Source organism: Algoriphagus zhangzhouensis (genome assembly GCF_900148515.1).
Taxonomy (GTDB): Bacteria; Bacteroidota; Bacteroidia; order Cytophagales; family Cyclobacteriaceae; genus Algoriphagus; species Algoriphagus zhangzhouensis.
Genome location: NZ_FRXN01000001.1, coordinates 752,025 through 773,056, shown reverse-complemented (window position 1 = coordinate 773,056; position 21,032 = coordinate 752,025). Strand labels below are relative to the sequence as shown.

Below are 21,032 nucleotides of genomic sequence, written 5' to 3'. Positions count from 1 at the left end.
GCCCCGAAAATAATGGAGAATTGAGAAATACGAAACGAGAAAAGAGAAATACGAAATGAGAAAAGAGAAAATCGAAATACGAAATGAGAAAATCGAAATACGAAATCAGAAATGGGAAGAGAGAAAATTGAAATACGATAAGAGAAATGCGAGTTTGGTGAATGATCAATCCCGATGAATATCGTGGATCAATAAAGAATATCTCTGTGAAACCTCCGAGTTCTCTGTGGCTCTGTGGTAAAAATGGATTTAGGATTTACGAAGTGAGAAATACGAAATACGATGGGAAATGAGAAATACGAATTTAGTGAATCTCTAATCTCCAATCTCTAATCTCTTTTCCCTAACAATAAAAGATCCGTAAAGACACGGATCAGGGCGGAGGATGAATTTTCAATAATCAATCCCGATGACTATCGTGGATCAATTATCATAAAGAAATTCACTGTGAAACCTCAGGGTTCTCTGTGACTCTGTGGTAAAAATGGATTTAGGATTTGCGATCTCTGATTTACGCGTATTAAATCTCGAATCTCTTCTCTCCAATCTCTTTTCCCTAACAATAAAAGATCCGTGAAGATACGGATCAGGGCGGAGGATGAATTTTCAATATTCAAGGTTCAATGACCAATGATCAATCCCGATGAATATCGTGGATCAATAAAGAATATCTCTGTGAAGTCTCCGTGTTCTCTGTGGCTCTGTGGTAAAAATGGATTTAGGATTTTCGATCTCTGATCTACGTGTATTAAATCTCTAATCTCTTCTCTCCAATCTCTTCTCTCTAATCTCTTTTCCCTAACAATAAAAGATCCGTGAAGATACGGATCAGGGCGGAGGATGAATTTTCAATATTCAATCCCGATGACTATCGTGGATCAATGATCAATCTCGATGATTATCGAGGATCAAGATTCAATATTGTAGTAGATTAGGAAGTCTTGGTTGATGTCAGGTCTTTCTCGCATTTATATCCGAAATTTTATATCTTGATTATCAGATATTTTTAGAACAGGTTTCTTTCAAAATCTTGATATATGCGATCATTTTTAAATCTTAAAAATCTAATATTTCTATTAGCACCTTTTTCAATTTTCTCCTGTGTCAATTTGAAAACAGTCCAAGGTTTTTCAAATACCTCATCTACGGGTCTTCAGCAGTTTGAAGAAATTCACTATACGTTTTTGGATCATTGTCAGGATAGATGCTTTGAAATTGCCGTTCATGAATTTCAGTTAGAACGAGAATTGGAATGCGAGTGTGGAGATTTCATTTCAGCGGATAGTGTGACTCAGGTGATTTATTCTACGATCAATGGCTACCTATTGGGTTTAGGTGAATTGGCTCAGAATAATCTGACCACTTATCGAACCAATGATTTGAATGTAGCTCTGACAGCCCAACAGCTGGGGCCTGTATCCATAGATGAATCTGTTGTCGGCGCTTTTTCAGCTCTTTCAAATACGCTACTTCGCTCCACAACGGACTTTTACCGTCGCCGAAAAATCGCCTCCTATATTGAGCAGGCCAATGACCCTCTTCAAGTTTTATTGAAGAAGTTTGAACAGATTGTTCAGGCTAATTTGAAAGGAGAACTGCAGTTCAAAAAAGAGCGACTATATGGAAATTTCATAGAGTTGAAATTGAACAATACGCTGGAATCAGACTTTGAAAAGCGAAAAGCAGGGGAGGATTATTACAATGCTCTTTTGGAAATAAATCGACTTGAAAAAATGATTGATATCTACGCAAAAAGCCTTCATGAAATAGCTGATGGCCATCAAGTTTTGTATGATAAAAGAGATAAACTTTCTCTCAAAGACCTTGCGGTAGACCTGATGGATTATTCATCAGAAATTCAAGTTTTGTACACTGAGTTTAATAAACTAAATCAATGAAAGTATGGCTAATTTGACATCAGAACAGGCTAAACAACTTTCGGATAACTTTTTTATGCTTTCCACGGCTTTGCTGGATTTTCGTGTTGCCAATTGGGATTCTTTAAGTAAGGACGATCACCAGATTTTAAGTGATGCAAGATCCAAAAGTTTGGAGTTCGGGGAGCAAATCCTGGCTTTGGCTACAAGTCTAATTATGAATGAAGTTGCCGAATCTTTAGATACCATCAATCAGGTGACTACAGATATCAAGGGAACGATCAAAAACCTCAAGAATATCCAGAAAGGCCTCAATATCGCTGCAGCAATTTTGGTTTTGGGAATAGCGGTTTTGGAAAAGGATCCTGGGAAAATAGGAGAGTCCATCAAAGGAATGGTAGGTGCTTGGGGAGAAGGGTGAAATGACCAATGAACAATGATCAATCCCGATGAATATCTTGGATCAATCATGAATATCTCTGGGGTCTCTGTGGCTCAGTGGTAAAAAAATGGATTTACGTATTGCGATTTCCGAATTACGGGCATCAAATCTCCTACCTCCCTTAAAATTATCAGAATCCCTATTCTTGGCTCTGAAATTTAAAGATTTAAAAGGTTTTGATAATGTTCATCAGAACATCATCCTTTTAATTCATCCGATTTTCCTTTCGATGTAATTAATTTTCGACTTAAAAAAGAAGTGGGTTTGCCGATTTTATTAATTGCATTAAAATAATATTAGTGTAATATTTTTAATTAATAAATGGATATATTGAATAAAATATTTTAAACCCAAAATAATTAATCTATGGAAAAGTTCAAGAGTATGATTGGGAGTGCTGCAATTTTTTGCATGCTTTTGGTAGTTGTATCCTGTAATATGGATGAGACGGCAAATTCGCCGGATTTAGGAAATGATAATATTAAATTGGTGAAACCCGGAATTCCGGTACCTGCAGATTACATCCCTGGGAAGGTAAATGCTCGTGAAAATTGGATGGCTGGTGAAGGCTGGGCCAAAGCTTATGAGATCCCTTATTATACTGAAGTTTTTGGTGGAATTCAGGAGACCTATAGTTTTGAGGCCACTCTCAAAGCTGGTGAAATTTCAGGAACTTTTGAGGTAACTGACTACTTTGAATTATTTGACCAAACTAACTGGGTAAAAGGAGAAGTGACTTGTATGGTTTTCGAAGATGATTGTAAGACTGTAAGAATAACAGGAATCATTACAGATTCTGACGATCCTAACAACATTGGTGATTTTGCTTATTGGATTGCTGAAGATAATGGGAATGGTGGTTTAGATGCAAGCACCGATATTCGATGGGGAATGAGTCAGGAAGCAGCAGAATATCATTGTGAATTTGGATTTACAAAAGAGGAATTTGATTTAGCCGGTTTTTCTTTATTCCTACCAACTGAAGGAAATATCAAAGTAAAATCATTGGATTGCAATGGAAATGTCACCGGTGATCACGGTAACTAATTCAAAATCACATACTATGATTTTTTAAAAGGGGAAGAGATTCCCCTTTTTTTTCTGTTTATTGATTCAACTCAATTGACAAGACAAACAATCAATCCCGTTGATTATCGTGGATCAATAAATAATATCTCTGTGAAACCTCCGAGTTCTCCGGGGCTTTGTGGTAAAAACGGATTTAGGATTTGCGATCTCTGATTTACGAATCTCTTTTCTCTAGCGTTGAAAAATCGGTGAGGACACAGATCAGGGCGGGGAATTCCTAATTGCTAAAAATTTGGACTAACCATCAAACCAAATGATATTAGCTTCCCATTTGAAAATTGATGCCCATGAACCTAAGTTTTACTGTTAAGTCCTTTTCTGAATTGAGCAATGAAGAACTCTATGAATTGCTTCGATTGAGATCAGAAGTCTTTGTAGTGGAGCAAAATTGCGTTTTCCTGGATCAGGATAACAAGGATCAGAAATGCCATCATCTGATGCTTTGGGAAGGAAAAGAGATGGTCGGTTATACCCGATTGGTTCCTGCAGGATTATCTTATGGGGAAATGGCAATAGGAAGAGTAGTGACTTCTCCAGCTGCAAGAGGGAAGGGATATGGAAGGGTTCTAATGGAAAAATCGATAGAACAATGCCAAGAAATTTTTGGAGTTGGCCCCATCCGAATTGGAGCCCAAACCTATGCTTTAGGCTTTTATTCCTCCTTAGGTTTTATGGCAGAGGGAGAAACCTATGACGAGGATGGCATCGAGCATATTGAGATGGTCTGGAAGCCTTGAAACCTTTTCAAATGGCCTGCAAAAATGAATACTCAGGCAATTCATCCAATAGGTTGTAGATATATCCCTTTCCTGTAGAAGTCAGGTAAAGTTCAGAATCATAAAGTGATGCCAGACGCACCGGGATTTCCAATTGATTTTCTACGATAAAGAAATTCCAATTATCATTTTGGATCTTTTCAATGGCTTGGTCTAGGGAAAGATTCCAAATCTCACCGTTAGGAGTTACACCCCCAAAAGATTTCAAATCACCATGATGCTTTCCTCCTTTATATCTTACTGCCCAAAAAATCTGATATCTCTTCATAGCTTGGTTTAGTTTTATTTTAAACTGTAAAAACTATATTTTATTGTCAAATGTTTCGAATCCCCAAATTGATTCTTGTATCTGTATTGGATTGTTGCTTAACGGAATATCTACAAAGCTCGAGTAACTTCAAATTTCGTTAAGAAGATTTAAGGAATGGGGGAAGATTAAGAGAATAAGAGATTTAGAGAATATGAGATTGAAGGGAAGGCTGAAATCAGAAATTAGAAAGCTGACGTCTGAAGTCTCAATATTCAATTTTCAAATCTCAATTATCAAAGTTCTAGGCCCCAAAGACTGTGATTCATAATGAAATTGAATCCCTTAAAAACTAAACTTCAGAAGGGGGAATTTGAATAAGGAAGAAAGCACCAGAGGTGCGAAATTTATGTAGCCGTGGGTAAGCGAAGCATAGCCCACGGTATCAAATGAATAATTATTTTTTTCCTCGGCCCGGAGATTTAAATTGGAAACGGAATTTATTGCCGAGGAGGTGAACCTTATTCAATTAAAAGACAATTTTGTTCATTTTAGGAGTTTCAAACTCCTAGGATAATAGGTCAGGATTGCTCCCGCATAGCAATCGGGATCCTGACCAGCATTAGAAGTTTAAAATCAGAAAGCTAAAATCTGAAATCAGAATTCTGAGGATTAAGCGATGAATCTCTATTCTCCAATCTCTATTCTCACCGAATAAACAGGCGAAAGAAAACTATTTTAAACCCCCTCCTGTTTTAAATTCATTAAATCAACTTTTCTAATCAAAAACAACCCTAAAAATGAAGTACAATTATATTGGAAATACAGGGCTTCGTGTTTCCGAACTTTGCTTTGGTACCATGACTTTTGGAGGCCAAAATGGCGGAATCTGGGAAAATATCGGAAAGCTGCAGCAGCAAGAGGTTAACGCGATGCTTTCAGCTGTGGTAGAATCCGGAATCAACTTTATTGATACGGCAAATGTCTATTCCTTTGGGCAATCTGAAATGCTTTTGGGACAAGGGCTGGTCGATCTGCAAATCCCAAGAGATGAGATTGTGATTGCTACCAAAGTGCTTGCAAAGATGAATGATAAGCCGAATAGCACAGGACTTTCCCGCTACCATATTTTCAATTCTGTAGAGGCTAGCTTAAAGCGTCTTCAGCTCGATTATATTGATATCCTTTATGTGCATGGAGTAGATCCTGCAACGTCATTGGAGGAGATCGTTCGTTCGCTCAATGATATCGTGGAAACTGGCAAGGTTCGCTATATCTCCATTTGCAACTGGCCTGCATGGATGGTGGCAAAGGCTCAGGCTATCGCCGAGTACAAGGGCTATCACAAGTTTATTGGCTTGCAGTATTATTATTCTGCGGTCAGCAGGGATATAGAGCATGAGCTCGTTCCTATGGCTCAGGATCACAAACTGGCCATCTTCCCATGGAGTCCCTTGGCAGGTGGATTCTTGACGGGTAAGTTTACTAGGGAAGGAGAGGATTCAGGTTCTCGAAGGGCCAATTTCGATTTCCCACCGATCAATAAGGACAAGGCTTATGATTTGGTAGAAGAGATGGGAAGAATCGCCAAAGATCATGATGTGACTATCGCACAGGTAGCTTTGGCTTGGGTAAGGCAGCAGCCGGGAATTACCAGTACGATTATCGGTGCCAAAACCTTGGATCAGCTACATGCCAATATCGCTTCCACGGAACTAGAATTGAATCCGCATGATCTGACTATGATCGATGATATCAGCCCATTGCCTAAACAGTATCCCGGCTGGATGGTCGAGAGACAGTCTTTGTATAGGAAATAATAGGGATTGGCCTAAAGGCCAATCCTATTGAAATTGGAATAATTGAATTATCTCGAATTATGATTTGAATTGCCTCCAGCTTTAGCTGGAGGTTTATTTTTTTCATCCTCCATTAATGGGCTTTAGCCCAATAAATCAATAATTGGGCTAAAGCCCCAAATTATAAATGTCCATCGGTTGGGAATGGCCTAAAGGCCAATCCTATTCAAAACCTATGAATTTTATCTTGGTATGACCTAAAGGCCGATTCTATTGAAAATGGAAAACCATTATAAATGTTTGTGTTGAATAGACCCCGGTTTCAACCGGGGTTATCAATAATACCCCAAAACCCAATCGGGCTTTAGCCCAATAAATCAATAATTGGGTTAAAACCGCATTAAAAATATGCATCGGTTGGGAATGGCCTAAAGGCCAATCCTATTCAATCCCCATATTTATCAAATTGAATAAAAGGCCGATCCTATTCAACACCCAATTCGAAAGGAAAAGCCTCCTGCTTGATACCCACCATTTCCCTCCATAGAACAAGGAAAACATGCAGTCCAAACGCTTTTTGTCAGAAAAAATTATTCTTCTGAAGGGGCTAAATCATTCGATATAGAATATTGTATCCCATTGAAATACATGATATTAGATCAGAATCTAAGAGAAAAAAGATGACTTTTAATCCTATCTAATTACTAGCCCCTTATTTGATGAATTTGAATTTTGATCATAGCGTAGAAGAGTTGTTTGATTCCTATCTGGAGGAGGATATTTCCTTCTATCTCTGGGAGATGTATCAGTGTTGGTTGCTGGAGCTTTCCCAAAAGGACAAGACCCATCAAGAAGTAGAAAACAGGCAATACTTCTTCCAGCTCCTAGCTGCTCATGTCAGCAAGAATCTCAAGCAATATCAGCAGAAAGCTCCCGCTAATGAGACGGATGCTCAATAGCAATGAAGGCTTAGAGACCCATAGCAAATAGAGGGTTTATTCAGGGTTAATACAGGGATTCTATAGGATTTATACAAATCCCACCTATATAAACCCAGTAAAAGCCCTATAAATACCCTAATCTTTAGTTGCTTAAGCTTTTGATTATTAAATATTATTTACTACTTTATCTATAGTTCAAATAGATTTTTTAGATATGGCTACCATCTCAGATTCCAGTATTATTCAGCCAAAAGGGAAAGTAGGAAGGTTTACATTCTACCAACTCAATGGAAAAACTATCATGAGGAGTTTGCCAAGCGGCCCTCATAAAAACAAAACCCATCCTTCTGCCCTTCAAAAAATATATCGAATCAGGCTGAAAGAAATCAATGCCTATTTGCGCCCCTTAAAGCGAGTGCTTGATTTTGGCTATCAGAATTTCCTGGATCAAAAGACCGGGGTGAACTGGGCACATACGGATCTGGCCACCAAAGGCTATAATCATCAGGCAAATCCGAGAATCAATCCGGCTTACTTGCAAATCTCTAAAGGAAGCCTGGTTGGAGCAGTCGAACCATCTGCAAATAGGGAAGGGGATGAAATTAGGATCACTTGGTCAGATAATTCCTATGAGGCCAATGCCAATCCAAGTGATCAGGTATCTGTTCTCCTGCATCAACCCGAAGTGCAAAGACATCTTTGGATACAAGAGATAGCTAAAAGAGAAAGCTTAAGCCTTTCTATCCCCTTAGACTCCAGCAATCTAGAACTGGAATGGGAACTTTATCTGGTATTCCATAGACCACAAAGCCAGAAGAAGCTATTGATTTCTGATTCCCAGTATTTGGGTAGGAGGTAGAGGGGTGGTTTTTAGGGAAAAGGATTGAATCCTAAATTTCTATACTTTTTGAAAACAAGGAGCTTTCTGGTATTTTACTTCTATGAAACCCAAACCTTACAAAAGGCCCAAAGTAGCAGTTCCCAAGTTTTCTGAGGAGAATGGTCTTATTGGCTTCGATACTAAGATTTATTACTAATTTTTGATGCTAGTTTTGGATTGAAAAATTTGAACTTTTGATTTTTTTATTGTTTTTCGTGGTATTGATTTTTATTTTTTTAAGCATCCAAACAATTTGTTTCATTAATTTAGAAAGAGGATTTTCTAGTATAATTAAAGGTTTAAATCATTTTCTGGAGAATTATCAATGAAACAAGTTCCTATTATTTAATAGAAAAATTATTAATGAAAAAAGTTGAAGTTGTTGCAGGTGTAATATATTTTAAAGATGAGATACTCTGTGTTCAAAGACCAAAAAACAAACTCCATTATATATCAGAGAAATTTGAGTTTCCCGGAGGCAAAATTGAACAAGGAGAAACCAAAGAAGAAGCATTACATCGCGAGCTTTTGGAAGAATTGAATGTTTCAACCAATATCAAAACCTTCTTTCTTACCGTTGTTCATGAGTATCCAGACTTTGAATTAACCATGCACAGTTTTATCTGTGAGGTTGATTCCAAAGAACTCACACTTCATGAACATATAGATCAAAAGTGGCTGACTATTAATGAACTTCCAGATTTGGATTGGGCTGCAGCAGATATTCCGATTGTAGAAAAACTGGTTTCGAATGGATGAACTAATCCAAAGTTTCAACCAGAGCTTACAAACGGGTTATGTAGATAAATCCATTTTATCAAGTCTGCACTATCAACCAGAATTGCTCGTCAATCAAAAGAATCCGCCAAAAAAGGTTCTGACAACAATTCTTCACGAACTTGAAAATTGCAACCAGTTTTTTATCTCCGTTGCATTTGCAACAACTAGCGGTGTTGCCGCCATAATCAACAAACTCAAAGAGCTTGAAAGCAGAGAAATAAAGGGTGAAATATTGGTTTCTCAGTACTTAAATTTTACCCAACCTGAAGCACTAAAAAGACTTTTACAGTTTAAAAACATAGACCTAAGAATCGCCACAACAGGGAACGCTCATAGTAAAGGATACATTTTCAAAAACAGAGATCACTTCAACTTAATTGTTGGCAGCAGTAACCTGACTGCACAGGCGTTATCCACCAACAAAGAGTGGAATATTAAAGTCTCTGCATTAGACCAAAGTGGTATTGTTGAAAAAGTGTTGCAAGAGTTTCACTCAGATTTTGAAAAAGCAACACCTGTTACCGCTGAATATATTAAGACTTATGAAGCGATTTATCAAAGTCAATTTCTTTCAAATGGAAACAGCACTCCTGAAAGCTTAGACACATCTCAGCCGCTTATCAGTCCAAATTCAATGCAAAAAGAAGCATTGGAAAATCTTAGTAATTTGCGGGCTGAGGGCAAAAACAAAGCGCTGATCATTTCGGCAACAGGAACTGGAAAAACGTATTTATCCGCGTTTGATTCTCAAGCTTTTAACCCTAAAAAATTACTTTTCGTAGTTCATCGGTTGACAATTGCTAAAGACTCACTGAATACATTTCGGAATGTCTTCGGCAGCGATAAAACCATGGGTTTATATTCCGGGAGTCAACGGGATTTAGATTGTGACTTTGTATTCTCAACTATTCAAACTATTTCGAAAGCAAATCACCTGGACAATTTCTCGAAAGATCATTTTGACTACATAATTATTGATGAAACTCACAGGTCGGGTGCTGATTCATATTTGCGACTGATTGAGCACTTTGAGCCAAAGTTCCTGCTAGGAATGACTGCTACTCCGGAGCGGACAGATGGTAACGATATTTTTCAACTGTTTGATCACAACATTGCTTATGAAATCCGATTAAGCAGAGCAATGGAAGAGGAAATGCTTAGTTCCTTTCATTACTATGGAGTTACCGATTTATCGATAGACAACGAGGAAGTCGACAAAAAATCAGATTTCAGATATTTAGTTTCAAGTGAGCGGGTTGAACGAATCATTGAGCACGCACAGTTTTATGGAAGTGATAATGGAATAACGAGAGGTTTGATCTTCTGTTCAAGAAAGAACGAAGCAATTGAACTATCCGGTTTATTCAACTCAAAAGGACTAAAAACTATAGCCTTAACGGGAGATGATTCTGAAGAAGAAAGAGCAAGAGCAATTGAAAAGTTAGAGACGGATAACCTAAGTGAAAAAATCGACTACATTTTTACAGTAGACATTTTCAACGAAGGGATTGACATTCCAAAAATCAATCAGATTATCATGCTCCGACCTACAGATTCAGCTATTATTTTTATTCAACAACTGGGAAGAGGATTAAGAAAAGCTGAGGGAAAAGGCTATTTAACGGTTATCGATTTCATCGGAAATTACGAAAACAATTACCTCATCCCTATTGCCTTGTATGGCGACACATCATACAATAAAGACTCTCTAAGAAAATTGATAACTGAAGGCAGTAGAATGATCCCGGGATCTTCTACTATCAATTTTGATGAAATATCAAGAGAGAAAATTTTTCAATCTATTGACTCTGCCAACATGCAATTACTTGCTGACTTGAAAAAGGATTACAACCTTTTGAAATTCAAGTTGGGTAGAGCTCCAATGATGATGGACTTTATTGAGCATGGTTCTCGCGATCCTTTCCTGTACGTAGATTATTCGAATTCTTATTACAACTTCTTCTTAAAAGTTGAGAAACCAGAAGAACCAGCATTATCAAAACAACAAGAGAATTTGTTGGAATTGTTTTCTAAAGAAATTAACAACGCAAAACGAGTTGAAGAAAGTTTGATTCTCAAAATAATAATTGACTCTGGAGAACTTAGGGTGAAAGACTTGAGAGAATTGGTTCTTAAAAAATATAACTATTCCATTTCTGATGAGACCATACAATCTTGTGTTTCTAATTTGAATTTTGAGTTTGTTAGAAAGAATGAAAAGAATATCTATTTGAAGGATAATATCTTTTATTTATATGACACTTTCATAAAATCTTTAAGCAATCCCATCTTCAAACATTTTCTCTTAGATTCAATTAATTACTCAATTCATACTTTTTCTATTCTATACAAGGAAGATAACTATAAAAATGGGTTAATTCTGTACAACAAATACAGCCGCAAGGACGTATGCCGCTTGTTAAATTGGGAAAAAGATATCAGTAGTACAGTTTATGGGTATCGCACACACGGTGGGATTACACCTTGTTTTGTAACATATCATAAATCTGATGAGATAGAAAATACCATAAATTACAATGACCATTTCATTAACCCATCAACATTTGCTTGGGAATCGAGGTCAAATAGAAAACTTAATAGTACTGAAATTCGATCAGTGGTAAATTCAACTCGAATTTTATTATTTGTTAAAAAGGAGGATGGAGAGGGCTCTGATTTTTACTTTATGGGTGATGTTTCAATTATTCCTAATTCAATTGAACAGGCTTTAATGCCAAATTCTAGGATACCTGTTGTTCATTTTAAGTTTCATCTTGAAAAACCTGTAATAGATAGTCTATATAAATACATGACAACAGACAAAGTAAATCAAGTCGAAAAATCAAAATATAAAGAAAAAATAAACAAATCTATTCCAATTCAGCAAACTATCAATTTTGAAAATGAATTGAGAAATCCCATTCCATTATATGATTTCTATGCAGCTGCAGGAACATTTAGCGAATTACAATCCGAAAAGAACTTTACACTTATTGAGGGCCCCGAGAACAGTTTTGGTAAAAAATATTTTGCTTGTAAGATAATTGGAGAATCAATGAATAGAGTTATACCGAATGGGTCTATTTGCGTATTCAAACCATATACTGGTGGTTCAAGGAATGGAAAAATTTTGTTGATAGAAAACAGAGATATTCAAGACCCTGATTTCAACTCGGCTTTTACTATCAAAACCTATTCTAGCGAAAAATCTGTTTCAGAAGAATCATGGGAACATACTTCCATTGTATTAAGACCTAACTCATACGACAACTCATATCAAGATATTATCATAACAGAAGATAATGCACCAGAAATGAGGATTGTTGGAGAATTTGTTATGATTCTACGCCAACTCCCTTAAATCCACCGGTACCACTCTGGAAACACCTGCTTCGATCATGGTAATGCCATAGATAATATCGGTGCTGGCCATGGTTCGCTTATTATGGGTCACGATAATAAACTGGGACTCTCCACTAAAGCGCTGGATAATCGTATTGAACTTATCAATATTGGCATCATCAAGCGGCGCATCCACCTCATCAAAAATACAGAATGGCGCAGGCTTCAGCAGGTAAATGGAGAAGAGTAGGGAAGTGGCGGTTAGGGTCTTCTCTCCTCCGGAAAGCTGATTGATCGTCAAAGGTCTTTTGCCCTTAGGCTTCGCCATAATCTCAATGGTAGATTCCAAAGGATTATCCGGATCAGTAAGCTTCAGATCACAATCATCCTGCTCGGTAAATAGGGAACGGAATACCTTGACAAAGTTTTCCTTGATCTGGTCAAAAGCAGTCAGGAAGGTCTCTTTGGCCACATCATCTATCTCCTGAATCGTCTTCAATAAGGATTCTTTGGCCTTTTCCAGATCTTCTTTCTGTCCCTGAATAAAGTCATGTCTCTCCTTAATCTCATCGTAGGCTTCCATAGCCATCGGGTTGATCGGACCGATCTTTTCCAGCTTTTCTTTCTGCTTGTTGACCAAGTGGCGAAGTTCTTCTTCAGAAAACTCCAAGAAAGGTTCATCCAAGCCCGGATTTTCCTCCATCAGCTGATCCAGATCCAGTTCAAACTCCACGCTAAGGCGTTCCTTCATGGAAGTCATCTTGAGTTTGACTTCATTGATAGAGTTCTGAAGCTCATGCACCAAGGTATCATGGCTTTCCTTGGACTTTTGCAAGGAGCGAATCTTCTGATCCGTCTCATCGATCAGTCCACGGCTTCCATAATAATCTTTCTCAGCCTCGGTAACACCGGCTTCTATGGTTTCCTTTTCCGAATACAGCTCAATCAATTCATCATCCTTGACCTCATTGTTTTCCAACAAAGACTTGATCTCCGAATCCAGTGAAGCCAATTCAGCCTGGGACTTTTCTATTCTTTCCTTGGAACCCTCGTAAGCATTCTGCTTGAATTCAATCTCCTGCTCCAGGCTATTCACCCGGTTGAGCTGCTGATGATAGAGTATATTCTCCTGATTGAAAGCCTGAGATTTCTCAGTCAACAAACCGGATTCTGTTTCTAAATCCGAAGTCAAAATATCCAGATCCTGAGCAGCGGATTCATATTCCCCACGATTGTCCAGGAGTTCCGGTTGGATATAAGCCAGACTTTCCTCTAGCTCCGCAATACGATCCAGGATATCCTCCCGCTTATTGGCATTAGAAGAAAGCAGCTCCGCCAATTGTTCCTTTTTGGTTCGGATGGAAACGTACTGCTGATTGATTTCAGAAATCTGTGCCTGCTTTTCCTCGAGAGATTTTTTGTAGGAAATCTCCTTCAGCTTCATCAGGTCAGAAAGCTTCTGATCCAGATTGGAACGGGTAGCTGAAACTTTCTTATTCAGGTCTTTGATCTCCTTATCCAGCTTTTCCAAGTTCTTGGCTCTACCGATTCTTTTTCCTTCGAAAAGCCCCACAGATCCTCCGGAAAGAGAGAATTTGCGTTTGGTGTACTTTCCACTTTCGGAAATAAAGATGGCATCATTATCGTCTGGAAACTCCTTGTAATCCCCCTGAACGATGTAGACATTGTCCAGAATATGATTGATCAGTCGGGAGTATTTGACATCAAATTCAATGATCTCCGTTGCCGCGATGGCATTGGCAAATAACTTGGATTGACTCGGTTTGAACCGCTCAAAATGCTCCAAAACAAAGAAGTTGGCCTTGCCACGGGATGCATCCGAAAGGAGGGAAATGGCAGCGATTGCCTGGGCTTCGGTTTCCACCACATAGTAGTTCATATAGCCCTCCAGGTAGTTTTCAATCGTCACCCGGTATTTCTCATCCGTGGTCAACAAATCGGAAAGGAGAGGGGTATCTTTCCCCCAGGAATTGTTCTTTTTCAGGAATTTGATGGCCTCTGGAAAACCTTCCAGATTCTCCACCAAAGACTTGGTCAGGTTGTATTCGTTTTGCTTGGAATCCAGCTTTCTGGCCGATTGGGTCAGTTCCTCCCGGATCATTTCAATCACTTTGTTCGAATCCTCAATCTTCTGATCCAGATCTTCCTGCTTCTTTTTTAAGCTTTCATATTCCGCAGTGGCATCATCCAGTTCAGTTTTGAAATCAACAATCTTGGCTTCGAAATCCACCAAAGAAGCTTCCTGATGGGAATCATCTGATGAAGTTCTTTCCAGTTCTTGTTTCAAGGTAGAAAGCTGAATCTGCTTCACTTCCAGATCCTTGGTCAATTGATAGACCTTTTCTTTCAGAGATTCAAAAGCCTGTTGCTGGCTCTTTTGCTGCAATTGCTTTTCGGATTGAATCTGCTTTTGGGATTCATAGGCATCCCTTAGTTCGGAGACGATATGTTCCTTTTCTGCCAAAATCTTGGCTGCGGATTCCATTTCCTGTTGCAAAGAACGAATGGAAAAACCCGCTCGATCATTGGATTTGCGATCTGCATCGATCTGCTCACGCAATTTCTGGGAACGATCTTCCAAAAAGCGAAGACGCTCGTTTTTTATCTTTTTCTCCGATTCGAATGAACGGATCTTATTGACATGTTCGTTTAGGGTTTTCTGACGGGAAGCCAGCAATTTTTCCTTCGAAATCAAATCCGTCTTCAGCTGAGTCAACATTGCCTCCTGATCGGCGATTTGAGTTTGGAAAGAAAGCTTGCGATCCGATTCATCCTGGATTTTCTGGTTGGTTTCCAGCAAGGAATTGGTGTATTTCTCTATGCTTTTCTTAGCCAGATTGATGGAAGCGGCTTTGTATTCCTTTTTAATTTCAAAGTACTTGGCTGCTTGCTTGGCCTGCTTTTCCAGAGATTTGAGGTTTTTCTCGATCTCATAGAGCAAATCTTCCACACGATCCAGATCCGCATCAGTATCTTCCAGCTTTCGAAGGGTTTCTTTCTTTCGGGTTTTGAACTTGGATATCCCTGCAGCTTCCTCGAAAAGATCCCTTCTGGAGTTGTTTTTATCATTGAGCAACTCATCGATCATCTTCAACTCAATGATGGCGTAGGAATTGGAATTGATCCCTGTGTCCATAAAGAGATTGGTGATGTCCTTGAGTCGGCAAGTCACGCCATTGATCTGGTATTCACTTTCCCCAGAACGATAGTATCGACGGGTAATCGTCACATGCGTGTACTCGGTAGGAAGGAGGTTTTTGGTGTTTTCGAAGGTCAGAGAAACTTCGGCAAGATTAGATGGCTTCCGGTTTTTGGTCCCGTTGAAGATGACATTTTCCATCTTATCGGAGCGCAACATCCGTGTTTTCTGCTCTCCTAAGACCCAACGGATGGCATCGACTACATTTGACTTTCCACAACCATTTGGCCCAACTACTCCGGTAATCCCCTTGTCAAAGTTGATCACCATTTTATCTCCAAAACTTTTAAAGCCCTTGATCTCCAGTTTACTAAGCAGCATGCGTTTTTATCTCCTTCTAAAAGGAAACAAAATAGTACCATTATTGGAAAATTGAAAGATATATTGTGAGATAAGGCTATGGCGAGATAGATTCCTATCTGCGTCAGCTATCCAAATATTTATCAGCCCGAAGGGCTATCTTGATCTATTTCAAGATAAGGCTTCGTCTAGATACATTCTCCTTCGTCGATTGAGATAAGCCTACGGCAAGATATGATTTTATATGCATAGCTATCTTAATCTATTTCAAGATAAGGCTTCGCCTAGATACAATCTCCTTCGTCGATTTAGATAAGCCTTCGGCGAGATATGATACTGTCTGCATAGCTATCTTAATAAATATCTGCTAACGGGGCTATCTTGATCTATTTCAAGATAAGCCTTCGCCAAGATTTACTCCGCTTCGCTTCGTGAGATAAACCTATGGCGAGATAAGTCCTTATCTGCGACAGCTATCTTAATAATTATCTGTCCGCAGGGCTATCTTGATTCAAATGTTAAAGCTATTCAGAGATATATTCCGACCTTGTCTGAAAGAAGTATTGTATTTCTATTGAAATTAGTACCTTAAACTCATGGATATCGGAAATATCATTTATATCGTCGCATTGATCGCCTACTTCATCTATCAGGCAACAAAGAAGAAGAAAGGTGCTGAGGATATAGATATGCCTGAATCTGAGCCATCTCAGCCTGAAAAAGGGGTGTCTTTTGAAGACCTTTTGAAAGAAATCCGTGATGCTCAGCAAGGAAAAAGAAGACCATCTCAACCTGTTCCAGCTCCTCCTGCTCAGGAGAAAAGAAGAGAAGAACGATTTGAACCGGTAAAAGCTGAACCTATCAAAAGAACTCGATATAAGAGTTTGCAAGAGCAAGATGATGAGATCAGCTATTATGAAGAAGCCTTTGAGAAAACCCAATCTGAATTGTTAAAAACCTCCAAGGGAATCCCTACGATTCCATCTGTTGTGGAGAAAGTATACGAACAAAAATCAAAGCCAAGAAACCGTTATTCCTCCTTGCTCAAAGATCCCAAAACTGTCAAAGATGCGGTGGTTTTGAAGGAGATATTGGATAGGAAGCATTTTTAGGATTTAATCCCCCTTCCCCCCCTTTGAGAAAAGGGGATTTGTAACGTCTAATTATTATTTTCTATTTCAAAATTGTATTCCTAACTGGATAAAAAATCCTATTAATAAGCAGTAGGTTGAAATCTGGTAGAGACAATTCCCCCTTGGTAAGGGGGTAAGGGGGATTGATTTGAATATTTATTTTCTGTATCAAAATTGTATTCACAACCAGATAGAAAATCTAATTAAAAGCAGTAATTGAAATCTGGATGAGTCAATTCTCCCTTAGTAAGGGGGGTAGGGGGATTAATATAATGGGACTAGGGGGATTGATATTATAAAAAGGGATCGATCAACTAAAAATCACTAAATTCCTTAATGTACTTTTTACCTTATAACCGAAACCTTAAAGATTTTTCAAGAGAGCTTAGATCTCACTCAACGTTATCTGAGGTTTTACTTTGGAAATATTTAAGGGCTAAGTGTTTTCGGGGATATGGATTTAATAGGCAGAAACCTTTGGATAACTACATTGTAGATTTTTACTGTAAAAAATTGGATTTGGTTATTGAAGTGGATGGAGATTCACATTTTTCAGAATTCGCTGTTACTGAGGATGCTGAAAGACAAAAAATATTGGAGGAGTTGGGCCTAAAATTCTTAAGAATTCAAGATTTTGAGATCAAAAGAAATATCATGCAGGTATTGGAAGACCTGAATGAATTGATTGATCAGATTGAGGCGGAAAAGGGTTTGGAGAAGACATATTTTAAGTAAATCTCTTTATCAGCTTTGAGATAGTGACATGTCTTCTGCTTTCTAATCTCCATTACCCCATTTGAAGAGGGGTTTGCTGCGTTTTTTAATCCCCCTAACCCCCTTTAAGAAAGGGGGATTGGTTACGTCTTAAATTTAACTATCAATTATAAAATTGAATTCTCAACACATCCTGAAAGGCTTAAATAATTGATAATTTGAATCTTAGCAGTGACAATTCCCCCTTAGAAAGGGGGATTGATTTGAACCTATTTCTTCCTAAACTCCCTTATCTCCACCAATCCCTCTTCTCTTTCCTCTACCAACTCATATTTGCCCTTAAATAAACCTTCCATTTTTTCAATATCCTCTTGTTCTTGAGGATAGGCATGTTGGTAATAGTTGTAAATCAAAACTCGGAGTTTTTCGGGATGAGTTTGTAGGATGGAATCAGCCTTCTCAATGGGAATCAAAAGGTTATTCTGATTCTGAACATCATTTAAAAGCAACTCTTTGCTGAAATACACAAAGTTATTGACCAAGATAGGAGAATCCTCTACTTCTTCTAATTCGGATTCTAGGCTATGAGTAAAAGAACTGTATTGCTTGGTTTGGAATTGATAAACAGCTGAAGCAATAGCCGGTATAAACAGCAGGATTGCAAAGTATTTTAACTGGTGATTTCTCTTGAAATTAGACCATATCAAGTAGATGAACGCCACTGAAAAGCCAATCATTTTTTTATCCATGATGATTATGGAATATATGGCGCCAAGGCCTAAAAGGATGGTTAAAATCCATTTCCAATTTTTGGATTCATTCCAGGTTTTCCAGCCTTTGGCTATCAAGAAAGCCATGATTGGAACCAATATGATCAAGTGTCTTGGGTTCAGATAAATAGGATTGTAAAACTCCAAGGTGGAAGTCATAAACCAGAAGCCAATCAAAAGACATAAAAAGGCAATTGAGAATTCGAATATGACATCTTCTTTCTTCTTTAATCCTCTGTAAAGTCCTGGAATAGCAAATACCAACCAAGGCCAATAGGCTCTTTCGATAAAAGTCAAAATAGGAGTAATCGTAATCCTTTTAAGGATAGAAGTCCAACCTTTATCCGCATAAGTGAACTCGGAAACATAATGTCCCGCATTGATACTGGTAATCCGATACAAAGGATCTCCAAACTTTGCCCAGAAATAGCCCAAATAGAGCAATCCTGCCAATGTTGAGAAAATGAAAAAGGTGAGGTAAAAGGACTTTTGGAATTTGTTTGACTTCCAGTCAATCCACATCAAAATCAAAGGAAGAGGAAAGAGAAGGACAATTGTTTCCTTGGTGATAAAGCCCAAAGTGAGTCCTACCATCAATAGTTTTCCTCCGCCAACGGGATATGTTCTCCGAATACTTGCTCCAAATACAGCCAAGACGACGCAAAAGACCAGAAGGCTATCTGGATAGACTTTGGTCAAGAAATGAAGGAGATAAACCTGAGTTAAAAACCATAAAGAAAAGATGATCTTCTCCTTAGGATCGGTAATTAATTTGAGAATGAGTAAATAAGACCCAACATAGGCTAGCAAAGAAATCAGGGAAAACCAACGGGCGTCAAAGCCGAAAATCAAGCCCATCAATCCTGCTGGAATATAGGCTCCCCAACGACTGGAAAAATGGTAGGAATTGACTTCCATTTCACCATTCCAAAAGTCCCTTCCTGCCAAAATATAATAGACATCATCGCTAAAGGTGATTCCATCATATCCCAGGACCCAAAAAAGAAATAAAAAAAGAACTCCTGTAATAGGAATCCATTGCTCTTGGGTGAAATGTCTTACACTAATCTGACTCATCTTCTTGAACAAGATAAAAATAAAAAATAGGGGGAGTTTGTTATTTGTATGAAAAAGAAATTTGAATATCCGCTTTAGCCCAAATCATTAAATCACCGATTGGGCTAAAGCCAGGTTAGAGTAATCATTGATTTTGAAGGAATAGGCTAAAGCACCATTCCTAATCAAAATTTGAACTCGAATCATTCCTTTTTCCCTTCTTCATTATTCAACATTCATCATTCGATGTTCGATATTTTTAGAGATTGGAGAATTAATGGTTGAAAGATTGAAAATGGCAAAATTGCGGACAATCATAAAAAGAAAAAGGCTCAAGTGTTTAACTTGAACCTTCTCCAAACATTTTATTTTTTTAGAAAACCTCGTTTACACTGAGATAGAAGCCGCTCGCTCCGTAATTACCCCAAGCGTAATCCAGGGCCAAGTTTTGTCTTTTTTGCTTGTCCAACATAAATCTCACTCCCAATCCAACACCTGTATTCATGTATTTGAACATTTTGATTTCAGCATCTTTATTGGTAGCTGATGAAATATTTCCAAAGATTACACCACCCCAACGATCATTGTTTTGCTGCAGTGGAAACCTCCATTCCAATTCAGAATACACCAAAGATTGTCCTCTGAACCTTCCTTGAGGATAGGCTCTGCCGGATCTGCCAAATTGATCCCAACCCAAAGCAGGCAAATCCAAATATGGAAGAGCTCCACCAGTTTGGAAATTACCATATGCCCAGAAAGCAATCAGGTTTCTCGGTCGATCCGGATTCAAAGTGAAATAGTCTCTATACTCAGCCCAAAGGGTAGAAGAACCTACGGTGCTTCCCAACCAAGTTGGATTCCCTTTCAAAGAAAGAAAAGCATAGCGGCCATGATAGGCATTGACGGTGTTGTCACGAGTGTCGTAGATCACATTTCCAGAGACACCAGATAAAGTATATTTCTCAGGATTGATTCCATACTTGGTGCTATAGGCATAATGACTTGTAATCACAGGTGGATCAGCTTCTAGATCCAACAATTGATCTTCGATCTTGGAATGAATATCCAAATGGTACCCAATACCGGCATAAAGCCCATTTGAATTCACTTTTTTCAATAAGGTCTGATGCAATCTCAGAAAGTTGAATTTCATGAATTGAGCCTCGTCAATTGCCTGGCTAGTCAATCCATCCTCATATTCAATTCCTGTACTTACCAATCGAGCTGATTGTGGACCAGTTCCTAATCCGAAAGTAGGCTGGGAAGTGATGAAATATCTCCAGTCATTCATCAAAAGCCATTCGTTGTTTTCAAAGAAAAGATTTCCCTTGAATGTCAGTAATAGCTGCTTTTGAGTTGTATAAACAGCTGATCCTAAATAAGATGAAATAGCAGTTGTCTTGGGGTCTCCTTTGATAAATGTAATCGCAGGAGCTACTCCAAACATAAATCCTGTAGCAGGCGAAGAGGCTAAAACAGGTATGAGAAGTAACTTCATGTTTTTCTCTTCTTTCACCTTCACACTATCAGCTTCTTGAGCAAAAAGTGATGCAGATAAAAAGAAACTCAATCCCAAACTCAATATGATCTTTTTCATAAATTTTGGTATTTAAAAACTGGGTTTAGTATTTCAATTAAATTTTTGAATAAATAAATCTACCTATAT

At 38.3% G+C, this 21,032-nt stretch carries 15 protein-coding genes; 11 read left to right on the top strand and 4 right to left on the bottom strand.

Annotated features, from left to right (window positions below; all coding sequences use genetic code 11):
• The first annotated feature begins 1,037 nt into the window (after positions 1-1,037).
• The 4 genes from BUF13_RS03290 to BUF13_RS03275 all read left to right on the top strand — a co-directional run bounded on the left by BUF13_RS03290 (position 1,038) and on the right by BUF13_RS03275 (position 4,145).
• On the top strand, positions 1,038-1,898 hold the full coding sequence (locus BUF13_RS03290; protein WP_073570305.1) for a hypothetical protein: 861 nt from the start codon (positions 1,038-1,040) through the stop codon (positions 1,896-1,898).
• A gap of 4 nt (positions 1,899-1,902) precedes the next feature.
• Entirely contained in the window at positions 1,903-2,298 is a 396-nt protein-coding gene (locus BUF13_RS03285) for a hypothetical protein (protein ID WP_073570304.1), read from the top strand.
• 387 nt (positions 2,299-2,685) lie between these two features.
• Positions 2,686-3,366, top strand: coding sequence for a hypothetical protein (locus tag BUF13_RS03280; RefSeq protein WP_073570303.1), 681 nt, complete (start codon positions 2,686-2,688; stop codon positions 3,364-3,366).
• 329 nt (positions 3,367-3,695) lie between these two features.
• Positions 3,696-4,145 (top strand): GNAT family N-acetyltransferase, encoded by a 450-nt coding sequence (locus tag BUF13_RS03275; protein WP_073570302.1) that lies wholly within the window; start codon positions 3,696-3,698, stop codon positions 4,143-4,145.
• A gap of 7 nt (positions 4,146-4,152) precedes the next feature.
• On the opposite strand, the gene BUF13_RS03270 is transcribed toward BUF13_RS03275, so the two are convergent.
• The gene (locus tag BUF13_RS03270; RefSeq protein WP_073570301.1) at positions 4,153-4,452 is read right to left on the bottom strand and encodes a DUF3892 domain-containing protein; all 300 of its coding nucleotides are present in this window, start codon (positions 4,450-4,452) and stop codon (positions 4,153-4,155) included.
• 779 nt (positions 4,453-5,231) lie between these two features.
• Between BUF13_RS03270 and BUF13_RS03265 the strand changes: the two genes are divergently transcribed.
• From BUF13_RS03265 to BUF13_RS03245, 5 genes are all read left to right on the top strand, one after another.
• The gene (locus BUF13_RS03265; protein WP_073570300.1) at positions 5,232-6,251 is read left to right on the top strand and encodes an aldo/keto reductase; all 1,020 of its coding nucleotides are present in this window, start codon (positions 5,232-5,234) and stop codon (positions 6,249-6,251) included.
• A 698-nt stretch (positions 6,252-6,949) separates the two neighbouring features.
• Positions 6,950-7,189 (top strand): hypothetical protein, encoded by a 240-nt coding sequence (locus BUF13_RS03260; RefSeq protein WP_073570299.1) that lies wholly within the window; start codon positions 6,950-6,952, stop codon positions 7,187-7,189.
• A gap of 196 nt (positions 7,190-7,385) precedes the next feature.
• Positions 7,386-8,030, top strand: a complete 645-nt coding sequence (locus BUF13_RS03255; RefSeq protein ID WP_073570298.1) for a DUF6266 family protein — start codon at positions 7,386-7,388, stop codon at positions 8,028-8,030.
• Between the two features lie 384 nt (positions 8,031-8,414).
• Complete coding sequence (locus BUF13_RS03250) at positions 8,415-8,810, top strand: (deoxy)nucleoside triphosphate pyrophosphohydrolase (protein ID WP_073570297.1); 396 nt, start codon at positions 8,415-8,417, stop codon at positions 8,808-8,810.
• Positions 8,803-12,192 carry a DUF3427 domain-containing protein gene (locus tag BUF13_RS03245; protein ID WP_073570296.1) on the top strand — a complete coding sequence of 1,130 codons (3,390 nt, stop codon included), beginning with the start codon at positions 8,803-8,805 and terminating at the stop codon, positions 12,190-12,192. The genes BUF13_RS03250 and BUF13_RS03245 overlap by 8 nt, the downstream gene beginning before the upstream one ends.
• Here BUF13_RS03245 and smc read toward each other — a convergent pair.
• Positions 12,175-15,714, bottom strand: a complete 3,540-nt coding sequence (gene smc / locus BUF13_RS03240) for a chromosome segregation protein SMC (protein ID WP_073570295.1) — start codon at positions 15,712-15,714, stop codon at positions 12,175-12,177. The genes BUF13_RS03245 and smc overlap by 18 nt on opposite strands.
• 575 nt (positions 15,715-16,289) lie before the next feature.
• Between smc and BUF13_RS03235 the strand changes: the two genes are divergently transcribed.
• Complete coding sequence (locus tag BUF13_RS03235; RefSeq protein WP_073570294.1) at positions 16,290-16,805, top strand: hypothetical protein; 516 nt, start codon at positions 16,290-16,292, stop codon at positions 16,803-16,805.
• 357 nt (positions 16,806-17,162) lie between these two features.
• A complete protein-coding gene (locus BUF13_RS03230; RefSeq protein ID WP_073570293.1) occupies positions 17,163-17,561 on the top strand; it encodes an endonuclease domain-containing protein in 399 nt (132 codons plus the stop codon).
• Positions 17,562-17,809: 248 nt separating this feature from the next.
• Here the strand turns inward: BUF13_RS03230 and BUF13_RS03225 are convergent, their stop codons facing one another.
• Positions 17,810-19,387 carry an ArnT family glycosyltransferase gene (locus BUF13_RS03225; protein WP_073570292.1) on the bottom strand — a complete coding sequence of 526 codons (1,578 nt, stop codon included), beginning with the start codon at positions 19,385-19,387 and terminating at the stop codon, positions 17,810-17,812.
• A gap of 352 nt (positions 19,388-19,739) precedes the next feature.
• Positions 19,740-20,963 (bottom strand): BamA/TamA family outer membrane protein, encoded by a 1,224-nt coding sequence (locus BUF13_RS03220; protein WP_073570291.1) that lies wholly within the window; start codon positions 20,961-20,963, stop codon positions 19,740-19,742.
• Between the last annotated feature and the right edge of the window lie 69 nt (positions 20,964-21,032).

Coding starts and splice junctions, on each gene's coding strand:
- BUF13_RS03290 (WP_073570305.1), top strand. CDS start 1,038: ATGCGATCATTTTTAAATCTTAAAAATCTAATATTTCTATTAGCACCT.
- BUF13_RS03285 (WP_073570304.1), top strand. CDS start 1,903: ATGGCTAATTTGACATCAGAACAGGCTAAACAACTTTCGGATAACTTT.
- BUF13_RS03280 (WP_073570303.1), top strand. CDS start 2,686: ATGGAAAAGTTCAAGAGTATGATTGGGAGTGCTGCAATTTTTTGCATG.
- BUF13_RS03275 (WP_073570302.1), top strand. CDS start 3,696: ATGAACCTAAGTTTTACTGTTAAGTCCTTTTCTGAATTGAGCAATGAA.
- BUF13_RS03270 (WP_073570301.1), bottom strand. CDS start 4,452: ATGAAGAGATATCAGATTTTTTGGGCAGTAAGATATAAAGGAGGAAAG.
- BUF13_RS03265 (WP_073570300.1), top strand. CDS start 5,232: ATGAAGTACAATTATATTGGAAATACAGGGCTTCGTGTTTCCGAACTT.
- BUF13_RS03260 (WP_073570299.1), top strand. CDS start 6,950: ATGAATTTGAATTTTGATCATAGCGTAGAAGAGTTGTTTGATTCCTAT.
- BUF13_RS03255 (WP_073570298.1), top strand. CDS start 7,386: ATGGCTACCATCTCAGATTCCAGTATTATTCAGCCAAAAGGGAAAGTA.
- BUF13_RS03250 (WP_073570297.1), top strand. CDS start 8,415: ATGAAAAAAGTTGAAGTTGTTGCAGGTGTAATATATTTTAAAGATGAG.
- BUF13_RS03245 (WP_073570296.1), top strand. CDS start 8,803: ATGGATGAACTAATCCAAAGTTTCAACCAGAGCTTACAAACGGGTTAT.
- smc (WP_073570295.1), bottom strand. CDS start 15,714: ATGCTGCTTAGTAAACTGGAGATCAAGGGCTTTAAAAGTTTTGGAGAT.
- BUF13_RS03235 (WP_073570294.1), top strand. CDS start 16,290: ATGGATATCGGAAATATCATTTATATCGTCGCATTGATCGCCTACTTC.
- BUF13_RS03230 (WP_073570293.1), top strand. CDS start 17,163: ATGTACTTTTTACCTTATAACCGAAACCTTAAAGATTTTTCAAGAGAG.
- BUF13_RS03225 (WP_073570292.1), bottom strand. CDS start 19,387: ATGAGTCAGATTAGTGTAAGACATTTCACCCAAGAGCAATGGATTCCT.
- BUF13_RS03220 (WP_073570291.1), bottom strand. CDS start 20,963: ATGAAAAAGATCATATTGAGTTTGGGATTGAGTTTCTTTTTATCTGCA.